This window comes from Rhodoferax sp. MLSD5-FHT05B10 (genome assembly GCF_058793415.1).
Window position 1 is genome coordinate 1 of the sequence record NZ_JBXAFT010000009.1, and the last position, 19,138, is coordinate 19,138.

General features: G+C 67.1%; 18 protein-coding genes and 1 pseudogene. 6 read left to right on the forward strand and 13 right to left on the reverse strand.

Annotation, left to right across the window (positions count from 1 at the left end):
- The 5 genes from AC1Q5W_RS13975 to AC1Q5W_RS13995 form a co-directional block, all read right to left on the reverse strand.
- The coding region (locus AC1Q5W_RS13975; RefSeq protein ID WP_492704221.1) for an ABC transporter permease family protein at positions 1 to 958 on the reverse strand (958 nt) is incomplete at its 3' end.
- An 11-nt stretch (positions 959 to 969) separates the two neighbouring features.
- Positions 970 to 1,623 (reverse strand): ABC transporter ATP-binding protein, encoded by a 654-nt coding sequence (locus tag AC1Q5W_RS13980; RefSeq protein ID WP_492643549.1) that lies wholly within the window; start codon positions 1,621 to 1,623, stop codon positions 970 to 972.
- A complete protein-coding gene (miaA, locus tag AC1Q5W_RS13985; protein ID WP_492643548.1) occupies positions 1,620 to 2,606 on the reverse strand; it encodes a tRNA (adenosine(37)-N6)-dimethylallyltransferase MiaA in 987 nt (328 codons plus the stop codon). Before miaA ends, AC1Q5W_RS13980 begins: the two co-directional genes overlap by 4 nt.
- 3 nt (positions 2,607 to 2,609) lie before the next feature.
- Positions 2,610 to 4,019 (reverse strand): MATE family efflux transporter, encoded by a 1,410-nt coding sequence (locus tag AC1Q5W_RS13990; protein ID WP_492643547.1) that lies wholly within the window; start codon positions 4,017 to 4,019, stop codon positions 2,610 to 2,612.
- 38 nt (positions 4,020 to 4,057) lie between these two features.
- Complete coding sequence (locus AC1Q5W_RS13995) at positions 4,058 to 6,019, reverse strand: putative bifunctional diguanylate cyclase/phosphodiesterase (RefSeq protein WP_492643546.1); 1,962 nt, start codon at positions 6,017 to 6,019, stop codon at positions 4,058 to 4,060.
- A gap of 342 nt (positions 6,020 to 6,361) precedes the next feature.
- Between AC1Q5W_RS13995 and AC1Q5W_RS14000 the strand changes: the two genes are divergently transcribed.
- Entirely contained in the window at positions 6,362 to 6,742 is a 381-nt protein-coding gene (locus AC1Q5W_RS14000) for a RidA family protein (protein WP_492643545.1), read from the forward strand.
- 25 nt (positions 6,743 to 6,767) lie between these two features.
- Here AC1Q5W_RS14000 and AC1Q5W_RS14005 read toward each other — a convergent pair whose 3' ends face one another.
- Entirely contained in the window at positions 6,768 to 7,661 is an 894-nt protein-coding gene (locus tag AC1Q5W_RS14005) for a DMT family transporter (RefSeq protein ID WP_492643544.1), read from the reverse strand.
- A gap of 50 nt (positions 7,662 to 7,711) precedes the next feature.
- A complete protein-coding gene (gene mutL, locus AC1Q5W_RS14010) occupies positions 7,712 to 9,667 on the reverse strand; it encodes a DNA mismatch repair endonuclease MutL (RefSeq protein ID WP_492643543.1) in 1,956 nt (651 codons plus the stop codon).
- A gap of 150 nt (positions 9,668 to 9,817) precedes the next feature.
- Here mutL and AC1Q5W_RS14015 point away from each other — a divergent pair, with 150 nt between their 5' ends.
- Entirely contained in the window at positions 9,818 to 10,438 is a 621-nt protein-coding gene (locus AC1Q5W_RS14015) for a glycine zipper 2TM domain-containing protein (RefSeq protein WP_492643542.1), read from the forward strand.
- 27 nt (positions 10,439 to 10,465) lie between these two features.
- On the opposite strand, the gene AC1Q5W_RS14020 is transcribed toward AC1Q5W_RS14015, so the two are convergent.
- Entirely contained in the window at positions 10,466 to 11,044 is a 579-nt protein-coding gene (locus tag AC1Q5W_RS14020; RefSeq protein ID WP_492643541.1) for an SPOR domain-containing protein, read from the reverse strand.
- Between the two features lie 66 nt (positions 11,045 to 11,110).
- Positions 11,111 to 11,439, reverse strand: a pseudogene (locus AC1Q5W_RS14025) (DUF3297 family protein).
- A gap of 147 nt (positions 11,440 to 11,586) precedes the next feature.
- Between AC1Q5W_RS14025 and AC1Q5W_RS14030 the strand changes: the two are divergent.
- On the forward strand, positions 11,587 to 12,336 hold the full coding sequence (locus tag AC1Q5W_RS14030; protein WP_492643540.1) for an SDR family NAD(P)-dependent oxidoreductase: 750 nt from the start codon (positions 11,587 to 11,589) through the stop codon (positions 12,334 to 12,336).
- Positions 12,337 to 12,366: 30 nt separating this feature from the next.
- Complete coding sequence (locus AC1Q5W_RS14035; protein ID WP_492643539.1) at positions 12,367 to 13,011, forward strand: VTT domain-containing protein; 645 nt, start codon at positions 12,367 to 12,369, stop codon at positions 13,009 to 13,011.
- Between the two features lie 34 nt (positions 13,012 to 13,045).
- On the opposite strand, the gene AC1Q5W_RS14040 is transcribed toward AC1Q5W_RS14035, so the two are convergent.
- Positions 13,046 to 14,410: an N-acetylmuramoyl-L-alanine amidase gene (locus tag AC1Q5W_RS14040; protein ID WP_492643538.1), complete on the reverse strand. Its 1,365-nt coding sequence runs from the start codon at positions 14,408 to 14,410 to the stop codon at positions 13,046 to 13,048.
- The gene (tsaE, locus tag AC1Q5W_RS14045; protein WP_492643537.1) at positions 14,407 to 14,913 is read right to left on the reverse strand and encodes a tRNA (adenosine(37)-N6)-threonylcarbamoyltransferase complex ATPase subunit type 1 TsaE; all 507 of its coding nucleotides are present in this window, start codon (positions 14,911 to 14,913) and stop codon (positions 14,407 to 14,409) included. The genes AC1Q5W_RS14040 and tsaE overlap by 4 nt, the downstream gene beginning before the upstream one ends.
- Before the next feature lie 27 nt (positions 14,914 to 14,940).
- Here tsaE and queG point away from each other — a divergent pair, with 27 nt between their 5' ends.
- Positions 14,941 to 15,981, forward strand: coding sequence for a tRNA epoxyqueuosine(34) reductase QueG (queG, locus tag AC1Q5W_RS14050; protein ID WP_492646113.1), 1,041 nt, complete (start codon positions 14,941 to 14,943; stop codon positions 15,979 to 15,981).
- Positions 15,982 to 16,084: 103 nt separating this feature from the next.
- On the forward strand, positions 16,085 to 17,833 hold the full coding sequence (locus AC1Q5W_RS14055) for a methyl-accepting chemotaxis protein (RefSeq protein ID WP_492643536.1): 1,749 nt from the start codon (positions 16,085 to 16,087) through the stop codon (positions 17,831 to 17,833).
- Between the two features lie 27 nt (positions 17,834 to 17,860).
- Here AC1Q5W_RS14055 and AC1Q5W_RS14060 read toward each other — a convergent pair whose 3' ends face one another.
- Positions 17,861 to 18,406, reverse strand: a complete 546-nt coding sequence (locus AC1Q5W_RS14060; protein WP_492643535.1) for a hypothetical protein — start codon at positions 18,404 to 18,406, stop codon at positions 17,861 to 17,863.
- A gap of 11 nt (positions 18,407 to 18,417) precedes the next feature.
- A complete protein-coding gene (locus AC1Q5W_RS14065; RefSeq protein WP_492643534.1) occupies positions 18,418 to 19,107 on the reverse strand; it encodes an alpha/beta hydrolase in 690 nt (229 codons plus the stop codon).
- Between the last annotated feature and the right edge of the window lie 31 nt (positions 19,108 to 19,138).

Sequence of the window (19,138 nt, forward strand, 5' to 3'; positions counted from 1 at the left end):
CCTCGCGTTCTGGGTGGAACCCGGCACCGACCTGGCAGCGCTGCAGCAGGCGCTGCGCGACCTGGCCGACCAGCAGGGCCAGCTGCGGCGCGCGGCGGGCCACACTCAGGGCCAGCACCGAGAACACCAGGAAGCTGCCGGTAAACAGCGCCACCAGGGCCAGCACGGTGAGGTTGACGCGGTAGGCCCGCGACAGGGTGTCCATGCGCTGCAGCGCGTCGCCCGGCTCCACCAGCTGGGCGCCGGCGGGCCAGTCGGGTGCGCCCTGCAGCGTGCGGGCAAAGGCCGAGCGGTCCACCCCGGAGCGCAGGCGCAGCTCCACCCGCGACAGCGGCCCCAGCTGGCCAAAGAATTCCTGCGCAGCGGCAATGTCCATCACCGCCAGCGGGCTGCCGGCGGCACCCACGCTGCCGGCCACGTGCACACGGCCGAGCTGCAGGCCGCGCTGCAACTGCAGGCGGTCGCCGGGCAGGCGGCTGCGGGCGGCGGGGTTCAGGAACACGGTGTCGGGGGCGAGCAGGGCCAGGCGGTCCTGTCCGGCTGCGGGCACGGGCAGCAGGTCGGGTGCCATCTGCGCGATCTGCAGGGTGTCCACGCCCAGGATGCGCAAGGGCACCCGCTGCGCGGCGCCGGGCGGGTCTGGCAGGGCGTAGGTGCTGAGCTCCAGCACCGGATTGGCCAGCGCCACATCGGGGTGGTGGGCCACGCGGGCCAGCAGCGCGTCGTCCACGCCGCGGTCGGCGCGCAGTACCCAGTCGGGCTGGCCGCCAACCGCGCGCACGGCCTGCGCGAATTCGTCCAGCGCCGAGGCGTTGATGAGGTGCACCGAAAACGCCAGCGCCACGCCCAGCATGACCGACACCACGGCGGCGGCGTTGCGCCAGGGGTGGTGGCGCAATTCCTGCCAGGAAAAACTGCGCAGCAGGGGCCACAGCGGGGAGGCGGTGGGGGCTGCCATGGCGTGGGGCTCTACGTGCGGTTCTCGAAACCGTCCGGGCGCAGCCGCAGCACGCGGTCGGCCTGGGCGGTGGCGGCCTCCGAGTGCGTCACCAGCACCAGCGCGGTGCCGTGCAGCCGGGTCTGCGCCACCAGGGCGTCCATGACCCGGGCGGCGGTGGCGGGGTCGAGGTTGCCGGTGGGTTCGTCGGCCAGCAGCAGGGTGGGGCGGTGCACCAGGGCACGCGCAATGGCCACGCGCTGCAGCTGGCCGCCGCTGAGTTGCTGCGGCAGGCGTTGGCCCAATCCTTCCAGGCCCACGGCGTGCAGCATGGCCTGCACGCGGGCGTCGTCCGGGGTGCCCAGCAGCAGCAGCGGCAGGGCCACGTTCTGCGTCACGTCCAGATGCCCCAGCACATGGAAGGCCTGGAACACAAAGCCCACCTTCTGGCGCCGCAGCAGGGCGCGGGCATCGTCGTCGAGCGGGCCCAGGTCGGTGCCGTCCAGGTGCACGCTGCCGCCGTCCCAGTGGTCCAGCCCGGCCATGCAGTTGAGCAGGGTGGACTTGCCCACGCCCGACTCGCCCACGATGGCCACGAACTCGCCCGGCGCCACGGTGAGCGACACGTTGGCAAACACCGGCGTGTCGCCGTAGCGTTTGCTGAGCTGGTGCAGCTGCAGGCTCATGGTGGGGGGGGACGCTGGCTTGCCAGCGCCGCGCGGGCGTGCTGCAGCACGGTGGCCAGCGCGCCCGGCTGGTCGCAGGCCACCACCACGCGTTCGGGCATGGAGCGCAGCCAGGTGATCTGGCGCTTGGCGAGCTGGCGCGTGGCCGCGATGCCGCGTTCGCGCAGCTCGGCCATGGGCAGGCTGCCGTCCAGGGCTTCCCAGGCCTGGCGGTAGCCCACGCAGCGCATGGACGGCAGGTCGGGGTGCAGGTCGCCGCGCGCTCGCAAGGCCCGCACCTCGTCCAGGAAGCCCTGCGCCAGCATGGCGTCAAAGCGCTGGGCAATGCGCTCGTGCAGCCAGCCGCGATCCGCGGGTTCCAGGGAAATCAGGGTTCTGGACGGCATGGAGCCTGCGCCTGCAGCTCTGTTTTCGGTAGCATTCTGGCGGGCGTGGAAGTGCGACAAGGGCAGGCCCGATACCCGGTAGACCTCCAGCGCACGCTGGATGCGCTGGCTGTCCGCCGGTGCCAGCCGCGCGGCTGTCACGGGGTCCACCTGCGCCAGCTCGGCGTGCAAGGCGGGCCAGCCCTTGGCCTGTGCTTCCCTTTCCAGCACGGCGCGCACGGCCGGGTCGGCTGCGGGCATGGGGTCTATGCCGTCGAACAGGGCCTTGAAGTACAGCATGGTGCCGCCCACCAGCAGCGGCAGTCTGCCGCGTGCGGCAATGGCACGGATCAGCTGCTGCGCGTCGGTGACGAACTCGGCGGCGCTGTAGGCCTGCAGCGGATCGCGGATGTCGATCAGGTGGTGGGGCACGGTGGCCTGCTCGGCCGCGCTGGGCTTGGCTGTGCCGATGTCCATGCCGCGGTACACCAGCGCCGAGTCGACGCTGATGATCTCGCACGGATGCGCCTGCGCAATGGCCAGCGCCGCGGCGGTCTTGCCGGCGGCGGTGGGGCCGGCCAGGCAGAGGTGGTAGGGGAGCGGGGCGGGGGTGCGCATGGCTTACAGCGTAACGGATTCGCCGGGTGGCAGGTGCTGGTGCGTTACGTAGCGCAGCAGCAGCACCAGGCCGACGGCCCCCACCGTGAGGCCCGCCACCAGGGCAATCCAGAAGCCCTGGGCTTGCAGGGGCTGCGCCGGGCGCCAGGGCAGCCATGCGGGTGCCAGCCCCAGGGCGCAACCCAGCGGCAGCGACACCACCCAGAACGCCGTGAGCTGAATCACCATGGGCGAGCGGGTGACCTTGTAGCCGCGGATGGCGCTGCTGGTGACCACCTGCGTGGCATCGGACAGCTGGAAGACGGCCGCCAGGAACAGCAGCTGGGCCGCCGCTGCGGCCACCGTGGCGTCGGTGGTGTAGGCGGCGGCAATCTGGGTCGAGAACAGTGCCATGCCCGCGGCGGACACCACGGCCAGACCCAGTGCCGCCCCCACGCCCACCCAGGCGCGAAAGCGCGCCGCCACCGGGTCGCCGGCGCCCAGCGACTGGCCCACGCGCGTGAGCAGCGCCACGCCCAGGCTCAGCGGCACCATGAACACCAGCGAGGTGAAGTTCAGCGCAATCTGGTGTGCTGCGATCTGCGTGCTGCCAAAGCGGGCCACCAGCAGGGCAATCAGACCAAACGCCGTGGTCTCGGCAAAGTAAGTCACGCCGATGGGCAGGCCCAGCCGGAGCAGGCGGCCCACCTTTTCGCGGTGCGGGGCTTCAAAGCGGTCAAAGGGCCAGGTGCTGCGGTAGGCCGGGCTGCGGTGCATCCACCACAGCAGGCCGCCCAGGTTGAACCACACGCACAGCAGTGTGGCCCAGGCACAGCCCAGCCCGCCCAAGCGCGGGAAACCCCAGTGGCCAAAGACCAGCAGCCAGTTGACCAGCACGTTGAGGGCCAGTGCGCCCAGCGCAATCACCATCATGGGCTTGGTCTGGTTCAGGCTGGCGCTGTAGCCGTACAGCACGCGGTAGGCGGCAAAGGCAGGCAGCGCGAAGCTGGTGATGTGGACAAAGCCCTGGGCCACCGCGCGCACCAGCGGCTCCAGCGCCATGTGGTCGAACACGCGGGCCGACAGGTTGGCCGCGACAAAGGCCAGCAGGCCCATGCCCAGTGCCTTCCACAGCGCCTGGCGCACCACGTGCGGCACCTGGTCGAACGCGCGCGCGCCCACGTAGTGGGCCACCAGTGGGTTCACCGACATCATCACGCCCATGAGGGTGATGATGACGATGTTCCAGATCGACACGCCCAGGGAGACGCCGGCCAGGTCCTGCGCCGAGGCGTGTCCGGCCATGGCTACGTCCACCGCCGACATGCCTACGTTGGCCAGCTGCCCGACCAGGATGGGCCAAGCCAGCAGCCAGAGGGCGTGGAGTTCGGTGCGCAGGGAGGGGGAAAAAGGCTGGGAGCGGGCGGCAGACATCGTTGCCGGATTCTACGTTTGCGTACCCGCGCTCCGACCTAGCTCCCGGCGGTGTGGGCGGTCAGCTGGAGGTTGTCGTGCCACCAGGTGGTCAGCGCCTCGGCGGCCATGGCGGGGGCATACAGCCAGCCCTGCGCGTACGTGACGTCCAGTGCCTTGAGGTAGTCCGCCTGCTCCTGGGTTTCCACGCCTTCGGCAACGATCTGCAGATCGAGTTCCTTGCCGATGCTGACCATGGCGCGCAGGAGCGCGTGGGCCTTTTCGTCCGTCCCGATGGGGGCGATGAACGAGCGGTCCAGCTTGATGGTCGTGAGCGGCAGGTTGTGCAGGCGCGAGAGGGACGAATAGCCGGTGCCAAAGTCGTCCAGGTGCACACCAAAACCCATGTCCCGGCAGTGGGAGATGAACTTCATGGATTCGCTTTCGTTGTGCGCCAGGCAGCTCTCGGTCAGCTCGATATCCAGAAGGCCGCAGGCCGTATTTTGTGCGGCCTGCAGGATCGTCAGCAGGCCCGGGTCGTTGAGTTGCCGGGCGCTGACATTGACGGCCACCCGGACAGGGCGCCCCTGCGCGGCCCAGGCCGCGGCGTGCCGGGCGGCGGTGTCGATGACCCAGCGCCCCAGGGGAATGATCATGCCGTTGGCTTCGGCCCGGCTGATGAATTGCTCCGGGCTGATGTTGCCGCGCACAGGATGCTTCCAGCGCAGCAGGGCCTCCACGCCGTCGGCCTGGCCGTTGTGCAGCAGGAGCTTGGGCTGGTAGTGCAGCTCGAACTGTCCCAGGTCCATGCCGGCCCGGATATTGTGGTCCAGCCACACGTGGGCCTGCAGGACCAGGTCCATCCAGGAGTCGTATTCGCACACGCAATTGCCCCCCAGCCGCTGGGCCTCGTGCAGGGCCACTTCCGACATGCGCAGGAGGTCGTCCGCATTGGTCGAGTCAGCGGGGTATTGCGCGATGCCGATGGAGAGCGTGACAAAGATGTTGGACGCCTCGTAATGCAGGGGCGACGCCATCCGCTCCAGAATCCTGTTGGCCAGGTTCATCAGGGTGGTTTTTTCGGTGATGTTCTTCACCAGAATCGTGAATTCGGCGCCAGCCCCGCGTGCCGGTTCGCCCCAGTGGCCGATGGCATCCCGGACGATTTTTCCCACCTCGGCAATGATGGCATTGCCCCCCACCGGGCCCAGGTTGTCGTTGACGAAGTGGAACTTGTCCAGGTTGACGGTGATCAGGGCGAAGGACGTCTTGCGCTCCAGGAGGTCTTCCATGCGCACCCGCTGGCTGTGGGCGCTGCGCAGGCCGGTCACCTCGTCGTAGTACACCAGTTCGCGCAATTTCAGATCGGCATTCTGGATCTGGAGCAGCTGGTTTGACATGACCACGTGCGTGCGGAAGAAACCGACAAACAGCACCATGACACCCATCAGTGCGAAGGGGATGCCGAGCAGGCGCCGCTGGTCTTCCACGCCAATGGACAAAGCGTAAACGGCTATGCCGGCCAGGGGGTAGAAGAACAGGGCGACGGCGATGGGCAGGTAGCCTGCATCCGGGCGTTTGCGGTGCTGCGTGAGGCAATACACCCCGCCGCTGGCGACGATGAGGGTCAGGATGGAGTCGGTGATCCAGCGGGGGCCTCCCAGGGCCCAGACCAGGTTGGCCAGAGAGATCTGCGCCAGCATCATGGCCACCAGCCGCTTCCACGGCGTGTAGCCACGGCTAATGAAGTGCAGCACCCCGGCGAGCAGGCAGGAGACCGCCAGCAATGCCGGCACGATAACGATGACATAGCGCACCGGGGAGCCGTGGTACACGAAGTGGCCGTAGACCGCCGAAGTGAACCACGCAAACCCACCCAGGGCCATGGCCAGGGACAGCAGGCCCGTTCCCGGGCTGTCGTCCAGGCGTTGCAGGCGCGCGAAGGCCCATGCCAGCACCAAGGAGACGCAACTCGACGCGATGGCTACGCCGTCAAAGAAGCTCAGGCCCGTGACCGTCACAGCGCGCGGGAGCCGCAGGGGAGTGGGAAAAAAGGCAACGCGGGCATGTCACTGCAAATCCGGCGTTCGCGTGCCCGATGGCACGGTCGAAGAAGGCAAAACGGCTAAAGAAACACAGACGTGCACAGAGTCGATCCCGGCGTGATGAGGGGAGACCGCCTCCCTTCTACAGGGTCTGAATATACAGGTGAAAAGACACGGTCTTTTCCTTCGGTACAGGGGTTCGCGGGTAAAAGTTTTCTTACAAACATGTCAGGATGGACAGGGACGGCGCCGCTGTTGCGGCAGGCTGCGCGCGGACGTGGCGGCTATAGTGGGTGCTTTCGGGCTCTGGAGAAAACCATGTCGCGCCAGCTGATCAGTTCGGGTTCCACCTTCGAGGCCGAGATCGGCTACTCCCGTGCGGTGGTGGACGGTGACTGGATTTTTGTTTCGGGCACCACCGGTTTCGATTACGCCAGCATGACCATTGCCGAGGGCATCGAGGCCCAGGCAGAGCAGTGCCTGCAAAACATCCAGGCGGCGCTGCAGCAGGCCGGCGCCACCCTGGCTGATGTGGTGCGCGTGACCTATGTGGTGCCGGTGGCCAGCGAGTTTGCGCAGTGCTGGCCGGTGTTGCGCCGCTACTTTGGTACGGTACGTCCCGCTGCGATGATGATCTCCGCCGGCTTGCTGGACCCGCGCATGCGCATCGAGATGGAAGTGACAGCCCGCAAGCGCTGATGCGGGCAGGGCGGAGTGGGGCCGCTCAGGGCTTGGCGTCCACGGCGTCCAGCCATTTCTGCCAGGGGTTGAAGCCGGTGATCAATGCGCTGGCCAGCAGCACCAGGGCGCCGCCGGCAAAGATGCCGGTGCTGAGCTGCTCGCCCAGGAACAGGTGGCCCCACAGGACACCGAAGACGGGAATCATGAAGGTCGGGCTCATGGCCGCCACCGACGAGACTTCCGCCAGGATGCGGATGTGCATCCAGTACGCCAGCCCGGAGGTCACCACCCCCATGATGGCCACGGCCAGCAGGGCCCCGGGCGTGAAATGCGCCTGCGGCCAGCTCCAGGCGGCCAGGGGGGCCAGCATCAGCAGGCCCAGAGCATGGATGCCGGCGGCAATCTGCAGCGGCTCCATGCGGCTGAGTGCGCGCTTCATCAAGGGGGTGGCAAAGCCGTAGCCGGCCGCACCGCCGATGCAGGCCAGCGCGGCAACGAACACCTTGGCCGATGGCGCCACCGGCCCCAGGCCCACGATCAGCGCCACGCCGCCAAAGCCGCAGATGCAGCCTGCCAGCTTGCGCAGGGTGAGGGCGTCTTCCTTGATCCAGGCCGACGCGATGATGCCAAACACCACCGCCGTGGAATTGAGCAGGGCGCTGTACCCGGCGGGCAATTGCAGCGCCGCCCAGGCAAACAGCAAAAAGGGCAGCGCCACCGCCAGCCCCCCCAGCAGCGCCAGTTCGCGCCAGTGGCCGGTGGGCCACGGGTGGCGCATGGTGCGCATCAGCACGGCGAGCGTGAGCGTGGCCATGCCAATGCGCAGGGCGGCCAGCACATTGGGCCCCAGTGCGGGGCTGGCAATGCGGATGAGCATGAAGGAGGCGCCCCACAGGGCGGACAGCGCAACCAGCTGCGCAAAGTGTTTGGTTTTCACGGATGGGTCATTGTCTCGCGGTCGCCCGCGTGCGGCAGTCGCCGGGGTGTCTACTGGCCGCGCAAAAACAACGCATCCAGATCGCGCAGTTTCAGCTGGCGCCAGGTGGGCCGGCCATGGTTGCACTGGTCGCTGCGCTCGGTGGCCTCCATCTGGCGCAGCAGGGCGTTCATCTCGTCCAGGGTCAGGCGGCGGTTGGCGCGCACGGCGCCATGGCAGGCCATGGTGGCCAGCAACTCGTTTTGCGCGCGCTGGATTACGGTGCTGGCGTCGTGCTGGGCCAACTCCGCCAGTACGCTGCGCGACAGCTCCACGGCGTCGCCCTGGGCCAGGGTGGTGGGCACGGCGCGCACGGCCAGGGTCTTGGGCGAGAACGGGGTGATCTCCAGCCCCAGGGTGTGGAGCGTGGCGGTGTGGGCCTCGGCGGTGGCCACCTCGTGCGGCGTGGCGGCAAAGGTGGCGGGAATCAGCAGCGGCTGGCTGGCCAGCGGGTGAACGGTGCCGTCCGGGGCGGTCAGGTTGATCTGGGTCTTGAGCCGCTCGTAGACGATGCGTTCGTGCGCGGCGTGCATGTCCACGATGACCAGGCCCTGGGCGTTCTCGGCCAGGATGTAGATGCCTTGCAGTTGGGCCAGGGCTCTTCCCAGGGGCCAGTGCTCCTCTCCGGTGGGGCGGCTGGGCGGCAGAGCGTTCTGCTCCGTGTCCCCCGCCCGCGTTGCGGGCTCCTCCTTTACCTGCGCAGAACGCTCGGCCGCCCAGCCTTGCGGCGGGCTGGCGCTGCGTTGCCACAGCAGGCCAATGTCGGTCACGCGGTGGCCGGCGGGCTCCGGTTCTGCTGCGAAATTGATAGCGGGTTGCGCAGAATACAAGGGCGTTGCAGCCACTTTTAGTTCGTAAAAACGGGAGGCCGCTGTGTTGCCACCGGCTGCGTCCGCCGGGGTGGTGGGGGCCTGTGCGGCGGCACGTGGCTTGGCCAGGGTGTCTTCCACGGCGTGGCGCACGGCCTGGTGCACTTCGCGGCTGTCGCGAAAGCGCACTTCGATCTTGGTGGGGTGCACGTTCACGTCCACCCGCGCCGGGTCCATGGCCAGGTACAGCGCGTACACCGGCTGGCGGTGGCCGTGCAGCACGTCTTCATAGGCACTGCGGGCGGCGTGGGTGAGCACCTTGTCGCGCACGAAGCGGCCGTTGACGTAGCAGAACTGCTGGTCGGCACGCGAGCGCGCGGCGTCGGGAATGCCCACGCGGCCCCACACCTGCAGGCCCGTGGCGCCGTCGGTGCGGCTGCTGCGCCAGTTCACGGCGAGGGACTGGGCAATGAAGTCGGCGCCCAGCACGTCGGCCAACCGCTGGTCCAGCGCCTGCTCCGGCGGCATGCCGCTGCAACGGCGCCACTGCTCCACCAGCTTGCCCTCGTGCCAGATGGCAAAGCCCACGTCGGGGCGGGCCAGGGCGTGGCGGCGCACGGACTCGATGCAGTGCGCCAGCTCGGTGGCGTCGGTCTTGAGGAACTTGCGCCGCGCCGGCGTGCTGAAGAACAACTCCTTCACCTCGACCGTGGTGCCGTGGCTGCGCGCCACGGGCTTGAGCTCGCCCGTGCGGCCGTCCAGCAAATAGGCGGAAGACTGGTCGCTGGCCCTGGACAGAATTGCGCAGTCAGCTATTGAATTGATAGCGGCCAGGGCTTCGCCGCGAAACCCCATGGTGGCCACCGATTCCAGGTCGTGCAGGTTGCCGATCTTGCTGGTGGCATGGCGCTTGAAGGCAATGGGCAGATCGTCCACCACAATGCCCATGCCGTCGTCTTCCACACTGATCAGCCGCACGCCACCGGCGAGCAGGCGCACGGTGATCTGGGTGGCGCCCGCGTCCAGCGCGTTGTCCACCAGTTCGCGCACCACGGAGGCGGGGCGTTCCACCACTTCGCCGGCGGCGATCTGGCTGATCAGCTCGTCCGGAAGTTCACGGATGGGGCGGCGGGGAGTGGGGGCAGGGACGGCGTTCACCCGGCCATTTTAGGGGGCGCGGCGCGGTGCGTCGCACCGGGTGGCGAATGCCCCGCCAAGGCGCCTCGACACCCGGGAATGCATGGTGTAGAGTGAAAGGCGACACCCCTCAGGTGCCCTGCGGTATCCACAAATTTAAGGAGTTGCACCATGAAAAAAAATACGCTCGTGTTGGCCTGCGCCATTGCCCTGGGAGCCTTGGCTCCCGCGACCTGGGCCCAGACGCCCCTGACGCCCAAGGCGCAACTGGCTGCGGACAACAAGGCGGCGCTGACCCGCTACAACCAGGACAAGGCGCTGTGCAACGATGAACCGTCATCCACCGGACGCCTGCAATGCCGCCGCGATGCCAAGGCGGAATACGACAAGAGCCTGGCGGAGGCCAAGGCCCGCGCGGGCGTGACAACGTCCACGGCCAAGGGCGCGGCGGCCCCGGTGTGCGCCGATTGCGGCAAGGTGGTGGCGGTGTCCGTGACGGAAAAGGCGGGTGAATCGACCGCTCTGGGCATGATTGCCGGCGGCGTGGGCGGCGCCTTGCTGGGCAACCAGGTGGGTGGCGGCATCGGCAAGGACATCGCGACTATCGCGGGCGCTGCCGGCGGTGCCTATGCCGGCAAGAAGATCGAGGAAAAGATCAAGACCCACAAGGTCTGGACCGTGAGCGTGCAGTACGAAAACGGCAGCAGGAACAACTTCGAGTTCGACCAGGACCCCGGCTACGCCGTGGGTGATGCAGTCAAGAACGCGGGCAACACCATCACCCGGCGTTGAACGCAGCGGCGCCCGCGGGCGCCGCTATCAGTGGTGGAAGACGACCGCGTCCAGCTTGAGCGCGTGGATCTTTTTCGCGGCGGCGTCCGCCTTGGCCTGGGTGGGGAACGGGCCCACGCGCACCCGGGTGGCCGGGCCTTTCTTGCTTTGCACGCCGTCGGAGAACACCGGCAGGCCGGCCTTTTCCAGCTTGTGGTACGCCCGGGTACCGTTGGCGGAAACGGCAAACACCCCCACGTTGATGTAGAAGCCCGGCGCCAGCTCGGCTGCCGGCGCGGTCCGGGCGACGGCTACTGCCGGGGCGGCAGGCGCCTTGGCCTCGGGCGCAGCAACGACGGGCGCCGGAGCCGGCGTGACCTGGGGTTGTGCGATGGCGGTGCTGGTGACCACCGGTTTGGCCTCCACGGGCGCCGGTGCTGCGGCAACCGGGGCCGGTGCGGCAGGCGCCGGCTGCTCGGGCACCGGGTCCGGGTCGGACGAGAAAGTCAGCGCCTTGGGCCAGATGGAGCAGCCTCCCAGCAGCGTCACGGACGCCAGGGCCATGGCCGCCAGCGTGGTGCTGCGCAGGCGCCGGGTGTTTTTCGGTGGAGTCGTCAGTGTGGGCATGGGGCGGGTGCTTTCCGGTTGGGGCAATGGGAAGGGGGCTGGCGTGCGGGGCGGCTGCCGGGCGGCCTAGAGGTAGAACGCCTCGACTTTGCCCTTGAGCTTGATCAGCAGCGGCTTGCCCTTGCGGTCCACCGTCTTGCCGGCGGGCACTTTCACCCAGCCTTCGCTGATGCAGTATTCCTCGACATCGGTGCGCTCCTTGTCATTCAAGCGGATTTGCCGGCGGGCACTTTCACCCAGCCTTCGCTGATGCAGTATTCCTCGACATCGGTGCGCTCCTTGTCATTCAAGCGGATGCCAATGTCGTGCTCGAACACGGCCGCGACATGGTGGGGGCTGCGCGGGTCGACGGACAGGTGGTCGGGCAGGGCGGGGCGTTGGCTGGTTTCGGTCATGGGTATTTACTTTGCGTTGCACGTGAATCTATACCAATTCTCCGGCATTTCAGGTCGGCCGGGCCCGCGGGGCCGCTTATTGATTCGAGCCGCAATCGGCTGCACAATGTTTTGGCATACCGGTCATTCAACTAGCAAGGGGGTTTTATGCTCAAGAACAAGGTGGCGCTGGTCACGGGTGGGTCGTCGGGCATCGGGCGTGCGGTGGCGCTGGTCTGGGCGCGCGAGGGGGCCCGGGTGGTGGTGTCCGACATGAACGTGCAGGGCGGCGAGGAAACCGCTGCCCTGGTGCGGGCCCAGGGTGGCGAGGCCCTTTTTGTGGCGGCCGATGTGGGCCAGCCCGCAGACGGAGCCCGGCTGGTGGAGCGCACGGTGGCGCATTTCGGCCGGCTCGACGTGGCCTGCAACAACGCCGGCATTGGTGGGCCGTCCGCGCCCACCGCCGACTACCCGCTGGACGGCTGGGCGCAGGTTCTCAACATCAACCTCTCGGGTGTGTTTTACGGCATGAAGTACCAGATTGCTGCCATGCTCAAGACCGGCGGCGGCTCCATTGTCAACATGGCGTCCATTCTCGGCGCCGTGGGTTTTGCCGGCAGCCCGGCCTACACCGCGGCCAAGCATGGCGTGCTGGGGTTGACCCAGGTGGCGGCACTGGAGTACAGCGCGCAGGGCGTGCGGGTCAACGCGGTGGGGCCGGGCTTCATCCACACCCCCATGATCGGCGCGCTGGAGCAGGACGCCGGCATCAACGCCCTGCTGGTGGGAGGGCACCCCATCGGGCGTCTGGGGCGTCCCGAGGAAGTGGCGGAGCTGGTGGCCTGGCTGTCTTCGGAGCGGGCGTCGTTTGTCACGGGCGCCTACTATCCGGTGGACGGCGGCTACTTGGCGCGCTGAGTCCGGCGCGGGGCAGGGATAATCCCCTGCATGGAACTTGTTAGCTTTGCCATTGACTTCATCCTCCACGTCGACAAATACCTGGAGGCGTTCATCCAGAACTACGGCCTGTGGGTGTACGCCTTGCTGTTTCTGGTGATCTTTGTGGAAACCGGCGTGGTGGTCATGCCGTTCCTGCCGGGGGATTCGCTGCTGTTTGTGGTGGGCGCCATGTGCGGGGTGGGGCTGATGAACTACCCCTTGTCCGTGGGGCTGCTGTTTGCGGCGGCGGTGCTGGGCAACCAGTCCAATTACACCATTGGCCACTACTTTGGTCCCAAGGTGTTCCAGTGGGAAAACTCGCGCCTGTTCAACCGCAACGCCTTCAATGCGGCGCACGCGTTCTACGAGCGTTATGGCGGCATCACCATCGTGGCGGCGCGCTTCATGCCGTTCCTGCGCACGTTTGCGCCCTTTGTGGCCGGAGTGGCACAGATGACGCGCACGCGCTTCATGCTGTTTGATGTCGTGGGGGGCGCCCTGTGGGTGGGCGGCATCGTCACCATCGGCTACTTCTTCGGCAACATCCCGTTTGTGAAGGCGCATCTGGACAAGATCATCTGGGCCCTGATCCTGGTGCCCGGGCTCATCATCCTGGCGGGGGCCTGGAAGGCGCGGCGCAAGGCGGCGGTGTGACGCTGCCCGGCTGACCCTGGCCGCTGTGCGCGGGTCAGCTTCTGACGCGGTTGCGCGCCAGCGGCGGGTTCTTGGAGAAATAGCCTTCGATGCCACGCATCAGGGCGTCGGCCAGCTGGTTCTGGTATTCCTCACTGTTGAGTTTGGCCTCTTCCTTGGGGTTGCTGATGAAGGCCGCCTCCACCAGCACGCTGGGAATGTCGGGCGCCTTGAGCACCGCAAAGGCCGCCTGTTCCACGCGGGGCTTGTGCAGCTTGCCGACGCGGCCAATTTCGCCCAGCAGCGTCTTGCCCAGCTTGAGGCTGTCGTTGATCTGCGCCGTGGTGCTCATGTCCAGCAAGGCGCGCAGCACCGAGGCGTCCTTGGCCTTGATGTTGAGTCCGCCCACGAGGTCGGCCTTGTTCTCCTTGGCGGCCATCCAGCGTGCGGCGCTGCTGGAGGCACCGCCCTGGCTGAGGGCAAACACGCTGGCACCCTGCGGATCGGGCGTGAAGAACGCGTCGGCATGCAGGCTCACGAAGAGATCGGCCTGCACCCGGCGTGCCTTCTGCACCCGCACCTGCAGCGGGACAAAGAAGTCGGCGTCGCGCGTGAGGTAGGCGCGCATGGCGTTGCCGTTCACGCTGGTGGCGTTGATGCGGTCGCGCAGCAGGTGGGCCAGGCGCAGCACCACGTCTTTTTCGCGTGTGCCGCCGGGGCCGATGGCGCCGGGGTCTTCACCGCCGTGGCCGGGGTCGAGGGCGATGATGATCAGCCGGTCGGTTCCATTTTTGCTGTCATTCTGGCCCGCAGGCGCCGTGGAACCTGCGCTGGCAGCTATGGATTGTGTAGCAGATGCCGGGCTGGAAGCGGGCTTGTCGGGTGGACTCTGCACGTGTCGCGCAATCAGCTCGCCCAGCGGGTCGGCGCCGGTGTGGGCGGGTGCGGTGGGCGCGGGCGTGCCGTCTTTCAGGCGCTGGGCAATCAGGGCTTCCAGCGGGTCGATTTCCTTCGTTGGGTAGAGGTCCAGCACCAGCCGGTGCTGGTAGGCGGCCACGGGCGTCAGCGTGAACACCTGGGGGCGAATGGGCTGCTTCAGGTCCACCACCAGGCGCACCACGTTGGGAGTGAATTGGCCCACGCGGATGCCGGCAATGTTGGGGTCGTCGGGGCGAACCTTGGCGACCAGCTCCTTGAGCGCGGGGTTGAGGGTGATGCCCTCGATGTCCACCGCCAGCCGCGGCGGGCTGGGCACGAACTGCGGCTTGGCGGTGAGCGCGGCGTCGGACTCGATGGTGACGCGCGAGTATTCGGGCGCGGGCCAGACCCGCACCGTGAGGATGGTGGCGCCACGCGCCAGCTGCGCCAGGCCCAGCGTCAGGACGATGCTGCCGCCTTGCAGGAGGGTGCGGCGTTTCACGTGCCGGCTCCGTTGCCGTCGGCGGCGTGCAGCAGGGCCGCGCCGGTGGGTGTGTGGGCTGCCAGGGTGACGTGGCGCGTGGCGTCAGGGGTGGTCTGCAGGGTGATGTCCAGATCGGCCGGGGGCAGCATGGCGCCGGCTTTCTCCGGCCACTCGGCCAGCTTCAGGCCGGCACTGGCAAAGATGTCGCGAAAGCCCGCGTCTTCCCACTCGCGTGGGTCGGCAAAACGGTAGAAGTCGAAATGCCACACGTTCAGATCGGACAACTCGTACGGCTCCACCACCGCGTAGGTGGGGCTCTTGATGCGTCCGGTCACGCCCAGCGCGTGCAGCAGGTGGCGCACCAGCGTGGTCTTGCCCGCCCCCAGATCGCCATGCAGGGCAATGAAGGCATGACCCAGCGCGGGCTGTGCGGCCAGAGCCTGGGCAAACGCCTGCGTGGCGGTTTCGTCCGGCCAGCGCAGGGTTTTTACAATAGGAGCGTGACGATCAACAGCACTCAATTCGATGGCAACCAACTGGTTTCGCAAATACAGGCGTGGGCCCGGGAACTGGGATTCTCTCAAATAGGTGTGACCGGTGTCGATCTGACCTCCGCCGAGGCAGGTTTGCTGACCTGGCTGGAGCAGGGGTTTCACGGCGACATGGCCTACATGGCCAGCCACGGCCTCAAGCGCGCGCGCCCCGCCGAACTGGTGCCCGGAACCCTGAGCGTCATCACGGCCCGCATGGATTATCTGCCCCAGACCACCCCTGAGGGCTGGACCAATCTGGAGCTGGAGCGCCTGCAACACCCGGGCGAAGGCATTGTGTCCATCTATGCCCGCGGGCGGGATTACCACAAGGTCTTGCGCAGCCGCCTGCAAAAACTCAGTGACCGCATTGCCACCGCCATTGGCCCGTTTGGCCACCGCGTGTTCACCGATTCGGCACCCGTGCTGGAGGCCGAGTTGGCCGCGCGCAGCGGGCAGGGCTGGCGCGGCAAGCACACACTGCTGCTCAACCGCGAAGCCGGGTCGCTGTTCTTCCTGGGCGAAATCTATGTGGACGTGGCACTGCCGGCCAGCGCGCCGGTGCAGGGGCATTGCGGCACCTGCACGGCCTGCATCGACGTCTGCCCCACGCGGGCCATTGTGGCGCCGCACCGGCTGGATGCGCGGCGCTGCATCTCGTACCTGACCATCGAGCACGGCGGGCCCATCCCCGAGGACCTGCGCCCGTTGCTGGGCAACCGCATCTACGGCTGCGACGACTGTCAGCTGGTGTGCCCGTGGAACAAGTTTGCGCAGCGCAGCGCCCTGCCGGACTTCGATCCGCGGGAAGGTCTGAGCGGCCAGCAACTGGTGCATCTGTTTGACTGGACGGAAGCGGAATTCCTGCAGCGCACCGAAGGCAGTCCCATACGCCGCATCGGCCATGAGCGCTGGCTGCGCAATATTGCCGTCGCCCTGGGCAACGCGCTGCGCGCCGGTGTGGATGTGCGTGCGGCGCTGCTCCGGCGTGCCGAACATCCCAGTGCGCTGGTGCGCGAGCACGTGGCCTGGGCACTGGAGCAAACCTGCACCTTGTAGGGGATTGGAACGCCGCCGGCAGAAATGCAGGGAAGTTGAGACAATTTCGCCCTACCTGCTTCTAGTTTAGTTGGCGCTGTCCAAGTGGCGCCCAAGGAATTTCATGAATCTGTCTACCTGGAAAGTCAGGTCCCGACTGACGGTCGGTTTCGGTGTCGTTTGCGCCATGCTGGTGCTGATTTTGGGTATTGGCGCCAACTCCATGCGCCAAATAAAGGACGGCATGCAGTTCTTGGTCGATGACCGTCTGCCAAAAATCGAAACCACATCCGTCGCGCTGGCGCAAATTGACGCCATTGCCATTGCCCTGCGCAACATGATGCTGACCCAGGACCCGGCGGACCGGCAAAAGCAGGTGGAGGCCATCCAGGCGGCGCGGGAAGAGAGTTCGAAGGCCTTTGCGTTGCTCGACAAGGTCATTGTGCTGCCCAAGGGCAAGGAATTGCTGCAGCAGATGCACGACCACCGCGACAAGTACAGTGCCGGCCAGGACGCCCTGCTGGCCCTGATCGCGGCGGACAAGCCGGATGAAGCCCGGGCCTACCTCAGCAGCCAATTGCGTCCGGTACTGGTGGCCTACAAGAATTCGGTCAACGCCATGATCGCGTTCCAGAGAGAGGCCATGCAAGCGTCTGCCAAGGATGCGGCCGAGACCTACAGCGGTTCACTTTCCATCCTGGTGGGCCTGGGCTTGCTGTCGCTCGCCCTTGCCGCGGGCATCGGGCTGCTCATCACGCGCAGCCTGCTGAAGGAGCTGGGGGGTGAGCCCCGAGTCGCTGCGGATTTGGCGCGTGCCGTGTCCCAGGGCGATTTCACGCAAACGACGGCCGTCAAACCCGGGGACGCCGACAGCTTGATGGCCAGTCTGGCGGCCATGCAAGGCAACCTGGCGAAAGTTGTCAGCGCGGTACGCCAAGGCTCGGAGGGGGTTGCGACGGCCAGTGCTGAAATCGCCCAGGGCAACCAGGACCTGAGTGCCCGCACGGAAAGCCAGGCCAGCGCCCTGGAAGAGACGGCGGCTTCCATGGAGGAACTGAGTTCCACCGTCAAACAAAACGCCGACAACGCCCGGCAGGCCAACCAGTTGGCCCAATCGGCGTCCGGTGTGGCGGCACAGGGTGGCGAGGTGGTGGCCAAGGTGGTGGAAACCATGAAGGACATCAACACGTCGAGCAAGAAAATCAGCGACATCATCAGCGTGATTGACGGCATTGCCTTTCAGACTAATATCCTGGCCCTGAATGCCGCGGTGGAAGCGGCGCGCGCGGGCGAGCAGGGTCGCGGCTTTGCCGTGGTTGCAACGGAAGTCCGAAGTCTGGCCGGCCGTTCTGCGGAAGCGGCCAAGGAAATCAAGACCCTGATCAATGCCAGTGTCGAACGCGTTGAGCACGGCACGGCGCTGGTGGACCAGGCCGGCAGCACCATGACCGAGGTGGTGAACAGCATCCGTCGAGTAACCGACATCATGGGTGAGATCAGTGCGGCCAGCACCGAGCAGAGCGCCGGCGTGTCGCAGGTTGGCGAGGCCGTGACGCAGATGGATCAAACCACCCAGCAGAATGCAGCCCTGGTGGAAGAGATGGCGGCTGCGGCATCCAGTCTCAAGCTGCAGGCGCAAGAACTGGTGCAGGTGGTCAGTGTGTTCAAGCTTGGCCAAGACCGTGCGGGTTTTGCGCCGCGTGCCCGACCTGCAGTGCATGCATTGGCGCCCTCCCGCTTCGTATCCCCATCCACGCCGAAGTTGACAAGCCGGGTCACCCCCAAGCCGGCGCAGAAAACTGCGGCCCTGACGCCGCCGGCGGTTTCCTCGGGCACCAAGGGTGGTGACGCAGGGGACTGGGAGTCGTTCTAAAGGCCGGCCGTTGCCATTTGGCGAGCGTTAACGGCCCAGACCTTCCACCACGGTGATGGAGGTGAACTGCAGGTGGTGCATGAACTCGCGCAGGATCAGCAGCGCGGCCGCAAACGCGGCATCGAGCGGCAGCACGTCTTGCGTGGCGGGTCGACCCTGTGACAACGCAGCGAGTCTGTTGAAGGTCTGTTCCACGGCTTCCAGCGTCAGGTGCAGGGTGGCAGCCGGTGGCACACCCGCCAGCAGCGCAATCTGGCGCACCAAGGCGTCGGCGGAGTACAGCCGGGAGTTCGGCACCAGGATGGCGCGCGCCCGCGTCACCTCGTCTTCCACGGTGGTGATGGCGGTTTCCAGCTCCAACGGTGTGGGCACCGCATGCCTGAAAAACGCGTGCGCCGTGTGCTGCGAGCCGATGGCCAGCACCAGGGCGGTGGCGGGTGCGTGGCCGCTTCCGCTGATCACCCCGGTGTGTTGCGCCCCCAGTTCCAGCAGCGTGATGGCGGTGCCGGGCGCAACCTGGGCTTGCAGGGCGTCGTAGCCCTTGCGCAGGGTGGATTCAGGGTGTGCGGTCATGGTGGGTTACCTCATTGCAGGGTCTGGTGGAGCCATTCCAGAAAATCGGCGTGTAGGGCGGCACTGATGCCGTGGTCCATCGGGTACAGGCGCAGGGTGTGCGGCACGCCCAGGTCTGCCAACAGCTGATCCGCCTTGTGGGCCCAGGACGCGGGCAGCTTGCTGTCATGTTCACCGTGGCCGATGAAGCCCTGCAACCGGGTCAGTTGGTCTCTGCCGGCCAGCACTGGTTCCAGTTCCGGCAGGATGCGACCCGACAGAACGCCAAAACCGGCCACGCGCTGCGGGGCGGACAGCGCCACACTGGCGCTCATGATGCCGCCCTGGCTGAAGCCGGCGATGACGGTGCGGCCGGGGGCAATTCCGTAGGCCGCCTGCAGTTGCTCCACGAAATGGATCAGGGCCTGTCGGCTGTCTTCGGCTTCCTGCGCCACGATGCTGGGGCCGTTGGCCGTGAAGGCAACCCGGAACCAGGCGAACTGCTGGGGGCCCAGGGGCAGGCGGCCCTGGGGAAACACCACCAGCGTTTCGCCATCCAGGCCGTTGGCGAGTTCCAGCAGATTGGTTTCGTTGCCACCGACGCCGTGTAGCAGCACCACACACCGGGTGGGTTGGGCCGGCAGCGGGTGCCGCAGCCGGAACGCCAGGCCAAAGGCCGGGTTGGTTTGCAGGGGGCCAAGGGTGTTGTGCGCGGTTTGCATGTTCAGGTTCCTTTGGGAGCGGATGGTTACG

Excerpts from the sequence above, each read along its gene's own strand:
- AC1Q5W_RS13980 (WP_492643549.1), bottom strand. The coding sequence starts at position 1,623 with ATGAGCCTGCAGCTGCACCAGCTCAGCAAACGCTACGGCGACACGCCG.
- miaA (WP_492643548.1), bottom strand. The coding sequence starts at position 2,606 with ATGCGCACCCCCGCCCCGCTCCCCTACCACCTCTGCCTGGCCGGCCCC.
- AC1Q5W_RS13990 (WP_492643547.1), bottom strand. The coding sequence starts at position 4,019 with ATGTCTGCCGCCCGCTCCCAGCCTTTTTCCCCCTCCCTGCGCACCGAA.
- AC1Q5W_RS14000 (WP_492643545.1), top strand. The coding sequence starts at position 6,362 with ATGTCGCGCCAGCTGATCAGTTCGGGTTCCACCTTCGAGGCCGAGATC.
- AC1Q5W_RS14015 (WP_492643542.1), top strand. The coding sequence starts at position 9,818 with ATGAAAAAAAATACGCTCGTGTTGGCCTGCGCCATTGCCCTGGGAGCC.
- AC1Q5W_RS14020 (WP_492643541.1), bottom strand. The coding sequence starts at position 11,044 with ATGCCCACACTGACGACTCCACCGAAAAACACCCGGCGCCTGCGCAGC.
- AC1Q5W_RS14030 (WP_492643540.1), top strand. The coding sequence starts at position 11,587 with ATGCTCAAGAACAAGGTGGCGCTGGTCACGGGTGGGTCGTCGGGCATC.
- AC1Q5W_RS14035 (WP_492643539.1), top strand. The coding sequence starts at position 12,367 with ATGGAACTTGTTAGCTTTGCCATTGACTTCATCCTCCACGTCGACAAA.
- AC1Q5W_RS14055 (WP_492643536.1), top strand. The coding sequence starts at position 16,085 with ATGAATCTGTCTACCTGGAAAGTCAGGTCCCGACTGACGGTCGGTTTC.
- AC1Q5W_RS14060 (WP_492643535.1), bottom strand. The coding sequence starts at position 18,406 with ATGACCGCACACCCTGAATCCACCCTGCGCAAGGGCTACGACGCCCTG.
- AC1Q5W_RS14065 (WP_492643534.1), bottom strand. The coding sequence starts at position 19,107 with ATGCAAACCGCGCACAACACCCTTGGCCCCCTGCAAACCAACCCGGCC.